The organism is Mycobacterium hippophais, assembly GCF_027529605.1.
Classification (GTDB): Bacteria; Actinomycetota; Actinomycetes; order Mycobacteriales; family Mycobacteriaceae; genus Mycobacterium; species Mycobacterium arseniciresistens.
This window is the reverse complement of the sequence record NZ_JAPZPY010000003.1, coordinates 326,475-339,227: the sequence shown is the minus strand read 5'-3', so window position 1 is coordinate 339,227 and position 12,753 is coordinate 326,475. Positions and strand designations below refer to the sequence as shown.

The 12,753-nt window shown below is 71.5% G+C and carries 10 protein-coding genes; 6 read left to right on the top strand and 4 right to left on the bottom strand.

Annotated features, from left to right (window positions below; translation table 11 throughout):
- The first annotated feature begins 45 nt into the window (after positions 1 to 45).
- Positions 46 to 843, top strand: a complete 798-nt coding sequence (locus O6P37_RS10180; protein WP_269894162.1) for an SDR family oxidoreductase — start codon at positions 46 to 48, stop codon at positions 841 to 843.
- A 112-nt stretch (positions 844 to 955) separates the two neighbouring features.
- Positions 956 to 1,192 carry a microaggregate-binding protein 1 gene (mbp1, locus tag O6P37_RS10175; protein WP_269893937.1) on the top strand — a complete coding sequence of 79 codons (237 nt, stop codon included), beginning with the start codon at positions 956 to 958 and terminating at the stop codon, positions 1,190 to 1,192.
- Positions 1,193 to 1,256: 64 nt separating this feature from the next.
- Here the strand turns inward: mbp1 and usfY are convergent, their stop codons facing one another.
- From usfY to O6P37_RS10160, 3 genes are read right to left on the bottom strand one after another with little or no spacing between them, the layout of a single operon-like run.
- On the bottom strand, positions 1,257 to 1,565 hold the full coding sequence (usfY, locus tag O6P37_RS10170; RefSeq protein WP_269893936.1) for a protein UsfY: 309 nt from the start codon (positions 1,563 to 1,565) through the stop codon (positions 1,257 to 1,259).
- A 54-nt stretch (positions 1,566 to 1,619) separates the two neighbouring features.
- A complete protein-coding gene (locus tag O6P37_RS10165; protein WP_269893935.1) occupies positions 1,620 to 1,985 on the bottom strand; it encodes a hypothetical protein in 366 nt (121 codons plus the stop codon).
- A 36-nt stretch (positions 1,986 to 2,021) separates the two neighbouring features.
- The gene (locus O6P37_RS10160; RefSeq protein ID WP_269893934.1) at positions 2,022 to 2,693 is read right to left on the bottom strand and encodes a PAS and ANTAR domain-containing protein; all 672 of its coding nucleotides are present in this window, start codon (positions 2,691 to 2,693) and stop codon (positions 2,022 to 2,024) included.
- Between the two features lie 130 nt (positions 2,694 to 2,823).
- Between O6P37_RS10160 and O6P37_RS10155 the strand changes: the two genes are divergently transcribed.
- The 3 genes from O6P37_RS10155 to O6P37_RS10145 are packed head-to-tail and all read left to right on the top strand — an operon-like array spanning position 2,824 to position 6,976.
- Positions 2,824 to 3,657 carry an FAD binding domain-containing protein gene (locus tag O6P37_RS10155; protein WP_269893933.1) on the top strand — a complete coding sequence of 278 codons (834 nt, stop codon included), beginning with the start codon at positions 2,824 to 2,826 and terminating at the stop codon, positions 3,655 to 3,657.
- Positions 3,654 to 6,404 carry a molybdopterin-dependent oxidoreductase gene (locus O6P37_RS10150; protein WP_269893932.1) on the top strand — a complete coding sequence of 917 codons (2,751 nt, stop codon included), beginning with the start codon at positions 3,654 to 3,656 and terminating at the stop codon, positions 6,402 to 6,404. The genes O6P37_RS10155 and O6P37_RS10150 overlap by 4 nt, the downstream gene beginning before the upstream one ends.
- A 29-nt stretch (positions 6,405 to 6,433) precedes the next feature.
- A complete protein-coding gene (locus O6P37_RS10145; protein ID WP_269893931.1) occupies positions 6,434 to 6,976 on the top strand; it encodes a restriction endonuclease in 543 nt (180 codons plus the stop codon).
- Here O6P37_RS10145 and lat read toward each other — a convergent pair.
- The gene (lat, locus tag O6P37_RS10140) at positions 6,954 to 8,294 is read right to left on the bottom strand and encodes an L-lysine 6-transaminase (RefSeq protein WP_269893930.1); all 1,341 of its coding nucleotides are present in this window, start codon (positions 8,292 to 8,294) and stop codon (positions 6,954 to 6,956) included. The two genes, O6P37_RS10145 and lat, sit on opposite strands and share 23 nt — an antisense overlap.
- A gap of 104 nt (positions 8,295 to 8,398) precedes the next feature.
- Here lat and O6P37_RS10135 point away from each other — a divergent pair, with 104 nt between their 5' ends.
- Positions 8,399 to 12,724 (top strand): cation-translocating P-type ATPase, encoded by a 4,326-nt coding sequence (locus tag O6P37_RS10135; RefSeq protein ID WP_269893929.1) that lies wholly within the window; start codon positions 8,399 to 8,401, stop codon positions 12,722 to 12,724.
- Positions 12,725 to 12,753: the final 29 nt, after the last annotated feature.

Sequence of the window (12,753 nt, the reverse complement as noted above, 5' to 3'; positions counted from 1 at the left end):
ACTGAACCCGAAGGCGTCATCGCCTACCCCGGCCACACCGCCGACATGGACCGGGCGCCGCGCGACGAGATGCGCGAATACGTCGGCCGTGACCTGCTCGCCGGTAAGCGCGCACTGATCACCGGCGGCGATTCCGGCATCGGTCGCGCCGTCGCCGCGGCGTTCGCCAAGGAAGGCGCCGATGTCGCCATCGCCTACCTCGACGAGGACGACGACGCCCGGCACACCGGCTCGCTGGTTGAGGCGGCGGGCCGGCGCAGCGTGCTGCTGCCCGGCGATCTCGGCGACGCCCAGCACTGCCGAGATGTGGTGGCGCGCACCGTCGAGGAACTCGGCGGACTGGACATCCTGGTGAACAACGTCGCCTATCAGAACCCGACCGAGGACTTCACCGACATCAGCGACGAGCAATGGCGGCGGACGTTCTCGGTCAATATCGACAGCTACTTCCGGGTGACCAAGGCGGCGCTCGCGCACCTGCCCGACGGCGGGGCCGTCATCAACACCGGATCGATCAACGGCCTGCGCGGCAACAAGACTCTGATCGACTACTCGGCCACCAAGGGCGCGATCCTGGCGCTCACCTACTCGCTCGCACAATCGTTGGCAGACCGGCGGATTCGGGTCAACTGCGTAGCGCCCGGTCCGGTGTGGACACCGTTGATCCCGGCGACGATGGATGCCGAGAAGACCGAATCCTTCGGCGAGCAGACACCTTTCGGGCGTGCGGCCCAGCCCGACGAGATCGCGCCGTCCTACGTGTTCTTCGCCTCGGGCACGATGTCGTCGTACTACAGCGGTGAGGTGCTGGCACCGATCGGTGGCGAGACGCTGCCCGGCTGACGGAGCGATCCGGAAGTGGCGCGCCGGGTTTACCCGGAGCGGTCCTCGGGAACACTGCGTCCGTGGGGACGTGCCCCGTCGTGAACACTCACGATCAAGTTGGAAGGTGAGTATGACCGAGAAGAACAGTGGTCCCGAAGAAGGCATCAAGGGCGTCGTCGAGGACGTGAAGGGCAAGGCCAAGGAAACGGTCGGCACCGTCACCGGACGCGACGACATGGTCCGCGAGGGCAAGGCCCAGCAGGATAAGGCGGACGCTCAGCAGGACGCCGCGAAGAAGGAAGCCGAAGCAGAGTCGGCCCGCGCAGGCGCCAAGACCGCCGAAGAGCGGCAGAAGTCCGAGCAGTAAATAAGCACACGAAAGAGGCCCAGCCGATCGGCTGGGCCTCTTTTGCGTGCCTGGTCGAGCGGGACTAGCTGCTCGGGGTCTGCCGCGAGGTGTCGGGGTGCTCGGCGTGCCAGCGCTCCTCCATCCCCCGCACCCGGCGGTGCTCGACGAGGAACCAGACGCCGGAGACGATGAACACCACCGCCGAGATGGAGCCCAGGATCACGCCCACGTCGGCGTGACCACTGGCGTGCGCGGCCAGCGCGCCGACGAACGCCGCCATCGCGATGCCGAGCAGGATCAGGGCAGGCAGGTTCTTGGTGTCCTTCATCGTCTCGCCGGCATGCGGACGGGTGGTCCGGGCGTGGTCGACGGGGTCTTCGGGGCTCTTCATGGTGACTCCTTCTTCAGAATGCGATGGCGGCACACGAGGTGGCGTGCCGTTTCATCAGCCGAACACCGGTCCGGCCAGCGCCGGCATGCTGGTGGTGAGCGCCAGCAGCATCAGCGTGAGCAGGATCCATCCGGCGCCCTGCCAGGCCCACGACGCCTCGTTGCGCCGCCAGCTCTGGTAGGTGCGCACGAAGGCGCGCAGCCCGCCGAGCAGCAGGATGGCCGGCGCACCCATGGCGAGCATGGTGCGTTGCGGCGCTCCGCAGGCCAGGGCGTCGGCGACCGAACCGCTGCAGGTACTCACCCAGACGGCGGCGACGGCCAGAAACCCCGCTGCGACCACCGCGACGACGAGCGCGAAGCGCAGGGCATCACGGACGCCGGCGTCGGCGGAACGCAGCTGGTTGGGGTTCTGGAACACGCCGGGGATATTCCCTGACCAGCGCCGGGATAAACCTCAGGACGGGACGCGCAGGTGTGCTGTCAGCAACAACCGGTCGTATTCGGCGCGCGCCGGCAGCGTCTCGTCGTACTGCAGCGCGAGGAAGTCCTCGGCGATCTGCTCCGACAGTGTCCGCAGCTTGACGTTGGTCTCCTGGGAACGCCACTTCAGCAGCTCGAACGCCGAATTCGCGGTGATCCGGTAGACCACCATGAGCATGCCCTTGGTCTGTTCGATCGCGCCGCGGGCCTCGGCGATCTCCGCCACCGCCTCGGTGATGCCCTCGTTGTGCGACGGGGTGACGTCGACGTAGAAGCCGTGCGTGCCGATCACCGCGCCGAACTCGCCGTGCAGGTGGTCGCCCACCACCACGACATGGTGCACCTCTCCGTGCGTGTCGATGATGCGATGTCGCGTACTGAATGCACCTGCCGTCCGCCGGATCTCGTCGAGGGTGGCCGCAACCTCTTGGTAGTCGTCGGGATGCTTGTGCGACAACACCAGTGCAGTGGTCGGCTCGGCGGTGCCGGGCTCGTAGCCGTGCATCCGCTCGACCTGGGGTGACCACTCCCAGCGTTCGTCGTCGAAGTAGAACCGGAACCAACCGACCCGCTGCGACTGCCCGCTGGCGAAGGCGTGCTCGAGAGGTGCCAACCTCCCGTCGCCGTCGGCCAGCTGATCGGTCATGACCTGCAGATTATCGCTCGGCGCGGGCCCTGATTTTCGTTCCGACAGCCAGAAAGCGCATCGTTTTGTGGATACACACCAGTTGCCCGGTCGGCATGCGGACCGTGTGGCGCGTGACTACCGTCGATGAGTGGACCTGAACACCGTCGGGGTCGTCGACCTCCCCACCGCCCGCGATCAGCTGTGGCCGCTCGGCCTCGGCGACGCGGTGCTGGCCGGCGGCACCTGGCTGTTCTCCGAGCCGCAGCCCCAGTTGCACCGCCTGGTCGACGTGACGGCGCTGGGCTGGCCGTCGATCACCGTGGGCGACAACGGTGTCGAGCTCGCGGCGACGTGCACGGTCGCCGAGGTGTCGGGGCTGGGCGCACGGCTGGCGGCGGGCCGGCCGGACTGGTCGGCGGCGCCGCTGCTGCACCAGTGCTGTACCGCGCTGCTGGCGTCGTTCAAGATCTGGAGCTCGGCCACAGTGGGCGGCAACATCTGCCTGGGCCTGCCCGCCGGGGCGATGATCGCGCTGGCCACCGCGCTGGACGGGGTCGCGACGGTGTGGCGCGCCGACGGTCACGACTACCGGCGCCCCGTCAGTGAGCTGGTGATCGGTGCCGGCAGCACCGCCCTGGCGGTCGGCGAGGTGCTGAGGTCGGTGCACCTGCCCGCCGCGGCGCTGCGCGCCCGCACCGCCTTTCGCAAACTCGCACCGGCGCCGCTCGGCCGCTCGGGCGTGGTGGTGATCGGCCGCCACGACACCCGAACCGACGGTGGCGGGTTCGTGCTGTCGGTCACCGCCGCGACGGTGCGCCCGTACGTGTTCCGGTTCGACGGCGTGCCCGACCCGGAGTCGCTGGCGGCGGCGCACGCCGGCATCCCGGAGGCCGCGTGGACCCGCGACGCACACGGCGACCCGGACTGGCGGCGCGCGATGACGCTGCTGCTGGCCCGGCAGGTCTGCGCGGAGCTGACATGAAATTCGACGTCAACGGCGACCCGATGGACGCCGACCCGCGGCCCGGCCAGTGTCTGCGGACGCTGCTGCGCGAACACGGCCGCGTCGAGGTCAAGAAGGGCTGCGACGCCGGCGACTGCGGAGCGTGCACGGTGCTGCTCGACGGCGCTCCGGTGCACTCCTGCGTGGTGCCGGCGTTCCGCGCCGCGGGCCGGCGCGTCACCACGGTGGCGGGCCTCGGCACCACAGCTGACCTGCATCCGGTGCAGCGCCGGTTCGTCGAGGCGGCCGGATTCCAGTGCGGTTTCTGCACCGCGGGCATGGTCACCACCGCCGCCGCCCTCACCGAGGACCAGTTGGCGGACCTGCCGCAGCACCTGAAGGGGAATCTGTGCCGGTGCACGGGCTACCGCGCGATCACCGACGCCCTGGCGGGTCGCGTCAACACCGACAAGTCGGCGGGCCACGGTGACGCCGGCCGGTCCATCGGTGCGCCTGCGGCCGTCGGGGTCGTCACCGGCACCGAGCGCTACACGATGGACGTCACCCCGGCGGGCCTGCTGCACATCGCGGTGCTGACCAGCCCGGTGCCGCACGCCCGCATCGAGGCGATCGACACCACGGCGGCCGAGGCGCTGCCGGGCGTGCACCTGGTGCTGACCCACCGCGACAGTCCACCCGCCGCGTTCAGCACCGCCCGCCACGAGAACCGGCTCGACGACCCCGACGACACCCGGGTGCTCGATGACACCGTGCGCTTCGTCGGCCAGCGGGTCGCCGCGGTGGTCGCCGACAGCCCGGCGATCGCCGAGCAGGCCTGCCGGCTGATCGCCGTCGAGTACCGGGAGTTGCCCGCCGTGTTCGACCCGGAACGGGCCAGGACGCCCGGCGCGCCGCTGGTGCACGGCGACAAGGGCGCCGATGCGCGCATCGCCGACCCGGCGCGCAACACCGTCGCCGAGTTGCACGGGGTCGCGGGCGACGTCGAGGCCGGGGTGGCGGCGGCGCTGGCCGGTGGCGGCGCGGTGGTGCGCGGCCGGTGGACCACGCAGCGGGTGCAGCACGCGCATCTGGAGACGCACGGCTGCACCGGCTGGACCGACGACCGGGGCCGGCTGGTGATCAGGACGAGTTCTCAGGTGCCGTTCCTGGTGCGCGACGAGTTGTGCCGCGTCTACGGGCTGGCACGCGAGCAGGTGCACGTGTTCACCGGCAGGGTGGGCGGCGGCTTCGGCGGCAAGCAGGAGATGCTCGCCGAGGACCTGGTGGCGCTGGCGGTGCTGCGACTCGGCAGGCCGGTGCGCTACGAGTTCAGCCGTGCCGACGAATTCACCATGGCGCCGTGCCGGCATCCGTTCCGCGTCGACGCGACGGTCGCGGCGGGCGCCGACGGTGTGCTCACCGCCCTTGCCGTCGACGTGCTCAGCGACGCCGGCGCCTACGGCAACCACAGCATCGGTGTGCTGTTCCACGGGTGCAGCGAGTCGGTGGCCGTGTACCGCTGCGCGAACAAGAGAGTCGACGCCCAGGCGGTCTACACCAACAACCTGCCGTCGGGGGCGTTCCGCGGCTACGGCCTGGGCCAGGTGATCTTCGCCATCGAGTCGGCGCTCGACGAACTGGCTCAACGGCTCGGCGTCGATCCCTTCGACCTGCGCCGGCGCAACGCCGTGGTGCCCGGCGACGCGCTGGACGACACCCACTCTCCGCACGACGACCTGACGTTCGGCAGCTACGGGCTCGACCAGTGCCTCGACCTCGCGCAGGCGGCGCTGGCGGCGGGCAACGGAGTACCGGCGCCACCGGGTGCCCAGTGGCGGGTGGGCGAGGGCATGGCGGTGGCGATGATCGCCACCATCCCGCCGCGGGGGCACTTCGCCGAGGCGTCGCTGGGCGTCGACGCCGACGGGACGTACACGGTGAGCGTGGGGACCGCCGAGTTCGGCAACGGCACGTCGACCGTGCACACCCAGTTGGTGGCCGACGAGATGAACACGACCGCCGACCGGGTGCTGTTGCGCCAGTCCGACACCGACGCCACCGGTTACGACACCGGTGCGTTCGGTTCGGCCGGGACGGTGGTGGCGGGCCGCGCGGTGCTCGACGCATGCCGGGAGTTGCGCGCCGCGGTGCTGACCGCGGCGGCCGGGCGCACCGGCGCGGACGTGTCGGCATGCACGCTCACCGCGTCGGGTGTGCAGTGCGGCGAGCACTTCGTGTCCTTCGCGGGTCTCGGCGACGCCCCGGCCGGTGCTCTGGTCGGGTACGGCCGCCACGACGGGACGCCGCGGTCGGTGGCCTTCAACGTGCAGGCGTTCCGGGTGGCGGTCGACGTCGAGACCGGACAGGTGCGGATCCTGCAGTCGATCCAGACCGCCGACGCCGGTGTCGTGCTCAATCCCGAGCAGTGCCGCGGGCAGGTGGAAGGCGGTGTGGCCCAGGCGATCGGCTCCGCGCTCTACGAGGAGATGCACGTCGGGCCCGACGGAACCGTCCTGACCCGCGATCTGCGCAACTATCACATCCCGCAGCTGGCGGACGTGCCGGAGACCGAGGTGTACTTCGCCGACACCTACGACACGCTCGGCCCGCGCGGCGCGAAGTCGATGAGTGAGTCGCCGTACAACCCGGTGGCCCCAGCGCTGGCCAATGCGATCGCCAGGGCCTGCGGCGTGCGGCCGCACCAGCTGCCGATGACACCGGCGCGGGTGTGGCGGGCGCTGCAGCCGTCGATCGTCGACCCCACTCCGCGGCGCGCACCGCGATAGTTGTCGGCGTCCGCTTCTACGATTCAGCCGTGGCGCGCGTCAAGTGGTTCGTGCTGCTGGCCGCCGGCGCCGGCGTGGCCGCCTTCCTGTGGGGCCTCGACCCGGCCTGGTGCCTCGCCGCGGCAGTCGCCGCACCGGTGGTCGCTGTCGCCACCGCGCACTTCCTGCGGGGTGCGATCGCCGGGGTCGGCACACCGGGGCCGAGAGAGGATCCGGCCGCGGCGATGTCGGGCACCGAGTTCGAGGACCACATCGCCCGGATCGCCAGGTCCTGCGGGGTGCCGGTGATCATGACCGCGATCACCGGCGACTGGGGCGTCGACATCATCGTCGGACACCGGCCCAACCGGCTGGCCATCCAATGCAAGCGCCAGGCCAGGCCGGTCGGCACCGCCGCCGTTCAGGAGGTGGTCGCCGGGGCACCCATGCAGGACTGCGTCCGGACGATGGTCGTCACCAACCATGACTTCACCCCTGCCGCACGACGACTCGCCGAACGGCACGGCTGCGAACTGGTCGGCCGCGACGAGCTGCCCCGGCTGCGCTCGATCATCCGGCGAGCGACGAGTTGAGCGCGGTGCGCACCGCCGCCAGCGCGGCGTCGATCTCGTCGCGGGTCACGGTCAACGGTGGCCGGAACCGCACGGAGTCCGGTCCGCTGGCGAGCATGATCACCCGCAGCTCCCACAGCCGCGCGATCAGCGCGTCACGCAGGGCGGCCGACGGGAGGCTGAACGCACACATCAGCCCGCGGCCGCGAACGTCGCCGACCAGGCCCGGGAAGTCGGACGCCAACCGGTCGAGTTCGTCGCGGAGATACCTGCCCGCCTTGCCGGCCCGCGCCATCAGGTCGTCGGACTCGATCACCTCGAGGATGCGGCGGGCACGCACCATGTCGGTGAGGTTGCCGCCCCATGTCGAGTTGATCCGCGAGCCGACCCGGAACACGTTGTCGGCGACCTCGTCGACCCGCCGGCCCGCCATCACGCCGCACACCTGGGTCTTCTTGCCGAAGGCCACCACGTCGGGCGCCACGCCGAGTTGCTGGTAGGCCCAGGCGGTCCCGGTCATCGCGCAACCGGTCTGTACCTCGTCGAAGATCAGCAGCGCGTCGTGCTCGTCGCACAGTTCGCGCATCGCCGCGAAGAACTGCGGACGGAAGTGCCGGTCGCCGCCCTCGCCCTGGATGGGCTCGGCGAGGAAACAGGCGATGTCGTGCGGATGCGCCTCGAAGGCGGCGCGGGCCTGCCGCAGCGACTCGGCCTCGAGCGCGGTCATGGCGTCGTCGTCCATACCCGGGCGCAGATACGGTGCGTCGATCCGCGGCCAGTCGAACTTCGGGAACCGCGCCACCTTGTTGGGGTCCGTGTTCGTCAGCGACAGTGTGTAGCCGCTACGGCCGTGGAACGCTCCGCGCAGGTGCAGCACCCGGGTCCCGAGGGCGGGGTCGATCCCGTGCGCCTCGTTGTGCCGGCTCTTCCAGTCGAAGGCCACCTTCAACGCGTTCTCGACGGCCAGTGCGCCGCCGTCGACGAAGAACAGGTGCGGCAGCGCCGGATCGCCGAGCACCCGGGCGAACGTGTCGACGAACCGGGCCATCGCGACGGTGTACACGTCGGAGTTGCTCGGCTTGTTCACGGCGGCCGCCGCGAGTTCGGCGCGGAACGCGTCGTCGTCGGCCAGCGCCGGGTGGTTCATCCCCAGCGCCGACGACGCGAAGAACGTGAACATGTCGAGATAGCGATCCCCGTTGCGGGCGTCGACGAGGCAGGCCCCGCGGGAATGCTCGAGGTCGAGGACGAAGTCCAGACCGTCGGTGAGCAGGTTGCGGCCGAGCACGTCGCGGACGTCGTCGGCGGCGAGGCCGGGGCGCATCATCAGGTCGGTCATGCGGGCATCGTATCGTAATATTTCCGCTCTGCTAGCCCAGCAACCGCAACTATTCCTATTGACGCGCGCGTGTGGCGCCGGTGGGCAGCGGGTACCGAGAAGGGATGCTCAAACCCCTCGGCCACGGACTGCTGACCGCCCCGCTCCGCGCCGCCGAGACGGTGACCCGCACCGCCGCCGCCGTGGCCCTCGAGGCCGTCGGCGGCCCGCCCGCTCGCCGGTGCCAGGCCCGCGGTGGCCGCTGCTGGGTCGAGGTGCGTGGACTCGGCGGGCCGCACGGCAAGGCCGTGGCCGCCGAGGTCGTCCGGGCGGTGAAGGGGATGACCGGTGTGCGGTCGGTGTCGCTCAACACGACGGTCTCGCGCATCGTGGTGAGCATCGACGACGACGGACCGTCACTGCCCGCGCTGCTGCGTGCCGTCGACGGGGCCGAGCGCGCCGCCGATGCGGACGCCCGCCGCAGCAGGCCGGTGAACCTCCCGGGAGACGATGCGGTGCTGGCGGCGCGCACTGCCGGGGCCGCCGTCGCCCTTGCCGGTCTCGGCATCTCGGTGACCGGCACCGTGCTGCGGCTGCGCGGCCTGCCCGACGTCGTGTCCGCCCTGCCGACCCTCACCGACCACATGCCGCGGCTGCGCAAGCAGGTCGAGGGCCGGCTCGGCCCCGACGGCACGGACCTGTTCTTCGCCACCGTGCACGCCGCCGCAGCCGCCCTCGCCGTCTCGCCGGTGTCCGCCGCCGCGGAGTCGGCCCAGCGCACGATGCTGGCCGCCGAGGCCTGGAACGACCGGTTGGCCTGGCGCCGGCACGAACCGCGGCTGGCCCGCCACGCGGATCACGACCGCCCGCCGACGAGCCGCGTCGCACCCGGGGAAGGCCGGGCCGACCACTACGCCGACCGGGCCGCCACCGTGGGCGCCGGTGCGGGTGTGGCTCTTGGCCTGCTGTCGGGCAGCCTAGCGACCGCGGGCGAGGCAGCGGTGGTGGCCGCGCCCAAGGCCGTGCGCACCACGCGGGAGGCGTTCGCCTGCGCGCTGAGCCGCGGACTCACCGCGCGCCACGGCGGACTGGTGCTCCATCCGCGGGCGCTGCGCAGCCTGGATCGCGTCGACACCGTGATCATCGATCCACGCGCACTGCACACCGAGGAGCTCATGGTCAGCCGGGTCCGCGGCGTCACCGACTCCGGCCGCAGCCGCGCATGGGACGCCGCGCGGCGGGCTCTTGCCGACGGAAAGCTGGACGCCGGTTGGCATTCCGTCACCGACATACCGGACGCCGGCGGCGACGGCGAGGTGCTCGTCAGCCATGTCCGTGATCCGCACGCGGCGGCGGTGGTGGCCGAGGCGCGCCGGTCCAGGCCCCGGGTGGTATCCATCGCCGACGACGGATTGCGTTCTCTGGCACAGGGATTCAATTATCTGCACCCGGTCGGTGAATCGGTCGACGATGCACTCGCCGAAGCCGTCTCGGCGGCGAAGGCCGACGGCGCCACCGTCGCGCTGCTCAGCACCGCCGACATGACGACGCCCCACGGCGCGGATGTCACCGTCGGTGTCATCCGGGACGGTAGGCCGCCGGTCTGGAGCGCCGACCTCCTGGTCGAGAACCTCACCGGGGTGTGGCGGTTGCTGCACGCCCTGCCCGCCGCGCGCGACGCCAGCGACAAGGGCGTTCGGCTGTCGCTGTCGGGTTCATCGCTCGGTGCGCTGATGCTGATCCCCGGCGTGCCCGGCCGCGGCCCCGTCTCGGTCCACGCCAGTGCGATGGCCGGGTTGCTGTCCGGCTACGCCGCGGGCAACCGGGTGATGTCGGACCCGCTGCCCAACCCCGAACCCGGCCACGACTGGCATGCGCTGCCGGTCGACGAGGTACGCGACCTGCTGCCCCAGCCCGCCGAATCCCTGTCCGGCGACACCACGGGCATTCCGGTGCCGATGCCGCTGCGTCGCGCGGCCGCCGGAACATGGCGACTGACAAGCGATTTCGTCGGTGCCATGCGGACCAATCTGGCCGACCCGCTGACACCGATCCTGCTGACCGGTGCGATGGCCAGCGCCCTGCTCGGCTCCCCCTTCGACGCCGCCCTCGTCAGCAGTGTGCTGCTGGGCAATGCGGCGCTGTCGGCCGAACAGCAGGTGCACGCCGAGCGGGTGCTGCGTCGCCTGCTCGCCGTGCAGGACCCACCGGCGCGCCGCCGCACCGCCGACGGCGCCGGCGAGGAGGTGCCCGCCAATCGGCTGCGGCCCGGCGACGTCATCGAGATTCGTTCGGGCGAGGTCGTTCCCGCCGATGCCCGGGTCATCGAGGCGACCAACGTCGAGGTCGACGAGTCGTCACTGACCGGCGAGTCGCTGCCGGTGGCCAAGCAGACCGGTGCGACGCCGGGAGCACCGCTGGCCGAGCGGGCGGGCATGCTCTACGCCGGATCGACCGTCGTGGCGGGCACGGCGCTCGGCATCGTCACCGCGGTGGGCTCCGCCTCGGAGATGCAACGCGCCATGGCGATGGCACCCTCGAAAACCCGCGAGATCGGGCTACAGGCCCAGCTGCGCCGCATCACCGGCCGCGCACTGCCGTGGAGCCTCGGCGGCGGCGCGCTGGTGGCGGTGTTGAGCATGCTGCGCCGCACCCCGCTGCGCGAGTCGGTGTCCAGTGCGGTCGGCGTGGTGGTCGCCGCCGTGCCCGAGGGGCTGCCGCTGGTCGCGACGCTGGCGCAGCTGGCCGCGGCGCGCAGGCTCTCCGGGGAGTCGGTGCTGATCCGCAATCCGCACTCGATCGAGGCGATGGCCCGGGTGAAGGTGGTGTGCTTCGACAAGACCGGCACCCTCAGTGAGAACCGGTTGCAGGTCAAGGCCCTTCGTGCCGTCCAGGGACGCACCGAGGACGACGTGCTCGCCGGCGCGGCGGCCACGATCGTCGTCAAGAACGGGCAGCGCACCGAACACGCCACCGACGACGCCATCCTGCGAGCCGCAGGCGTCGACGGCAGCGCCGTGCCGGATGCGGTGCTGCCCTTCCAGTCCGGCCGGCCGTTCGCCGCGGCGCTCACCGGCACCCGGCTGACCATCAAGGGCGCACCCGAGCGGATCCTCTCCGGGCTTGCCGACGACGACGCCGAGATGTCGCGGCTGCTGGACGAGATGACCGCCGACGGGCTACGTGTGCTCGCCGTCGCCGAACGCGAGCTGAGTGACGAGGAGGCCGGGGCGGCGGCCGCGGATCCGGAGAGGTTCGAGCGGATGTGCGGCAGCAATCTGCGGCCGCTGGGAGTGGTCGGTCTGGCGGACACCCTGCGTCCCGCCGCAGGCGATCTGCTGGCGCAGCTCGACGAACGCGGCATCGGGGTGCGCCTGCTCACCGGTGACCACCCCGTCACCGCGGCCGTGGTGGCCAACGACCTCGGACTCGACGTCGACCCGGACGACGTCGTCACCGGCGACGCCTGGGAGAACATGTCGGCCGAGGAACGGGCCGACGCGGTGGCCCACAGCGTGGTGTTCGCCCGGATGTCGCCGGAGCACAAGATCGACGTGGTGCAGGCACTCGAGCGCATCGACCTGGTGACGGCGATGGTCGGCGACGGCGCGAACGACGCCGCGGCGATCCGGGCGGCCAGTGTGGGCGTCGGGGTGGCGGCCCGTGGCAGCGATCCGGCCCGCACCGCCGCGGACGTGATGCTGCTGGACGGGCACATCGAGGCGCTGCTCGACGCGATCGACGAGGGCAACCAGCTGTGGCGCCGCGTGCAGTCGGCGGTGTCGGTGCTGTTGGGCGGCAACGCCGGTGAGGTGTGCTTCGCACTGATCAGTTCGCTGCTGACCGGCCGATCGGTGCTCAATGCCCGGCAGATGCTACTGGTCAACATGCTCACCGATGCGCTGCCGGCGGCGGCGCTGGCGGTCAGTCAGCAGATCGAGAACGGACAGGCCGACCGTGACGAGGAGGCGATGTGGCGCGCCATCGCCATCCGTGGCGCGGCCACCACCGGCGGCGCCACCGCGGCATGGATGATGGCCAGGCTCACCGGGACGCAGCGCCGCGCCGCGACGGCCGCCTTGATCGGGCTGGTGTCCACTCAGATGCTGCAGACGCTGATCGACTCGCGTGCCCCCCTGGTGGTGGCCACCAACGTGGGCACGTTCGCGGTGATGATCGGGGTCATCAGCGTGCCGGGGATCAGCCACCTGTTCGGCTGCACACCGGTCGGCCCCGTGGCGTGGGGTCAGGCCTTCGCGGCGGCACTGGCGGCCACGGCCGCGTCGGCGGTGGCCCCGGGTCTGCTCGCCCGGTTCACCGGAGTCGGTTCAGTCGTCCTCGATGACGACCACGCCGGCCCGCACGAGCAGGGCGTAGAGGTCGCACAGCGGAGGGGTGAGGACGCGGACCGCGCCGCCGAGGAGCGCGTCCTGTCCGAGTCCGGCAAGTAGGTTGCCCATGACTTCGCAAGGTAGAGGCC

What these genes read in the sequence shown, in the direction of transcription:
- mbp1 (WP_269893937.1), top strand. Translation starts at nt 956, where the DNA reads ATGACCGAGAAGAACAGTGGTCCCGAAGAAGGCATCAAGGGCGTCGTC.
- O6P37_RS10150 (WP_269893932.1), top strand. Translation starts at nt 3,654, where the DNA reads ATGAAATTCGACGTCAACGGCGACCCGATGGACGCCGACCCGCGGCCC.
- lat (WP_269893930.1), bottom strand. Translation starts at nt 8,294, where the DNA reads ATGACCGACCTGATGATGCGCCCCGGCCTCGCCGCCGACGACGTCCGC.
- O6P37_RS10135 (WP_269893929.1), top strand. Translation starts at nt 8,399, where the DNA reads ATGCTCAAACCCCTCGGCCACGGACTGCTGACCGCCCCGCTCCGCGCC.
- usfY (WP_269893936.1), bottom strand. Translation starts at nt 1,565, where the DNA reads ATGAAGAGCCCCGAAGACCCCGTCGACCACGCCCGGACCACCCGTCCG.
- O6P37_RS10160 (WP_269893934.1), bottom strand. Translation starts at nt 2,693, where the DNA reads ATGACCGATCAGCTGGCCGACGGCGACGGGAGGTTGGCACCTCTCGAG.
- O6P37_RS10180 (WP_269894162.1), top strand. Translation starts at nt 46, where the DNA reads ATGGACCGGGCGCCGCGCGACGAGATGCGCGAATACGTCGGCCGTGAC.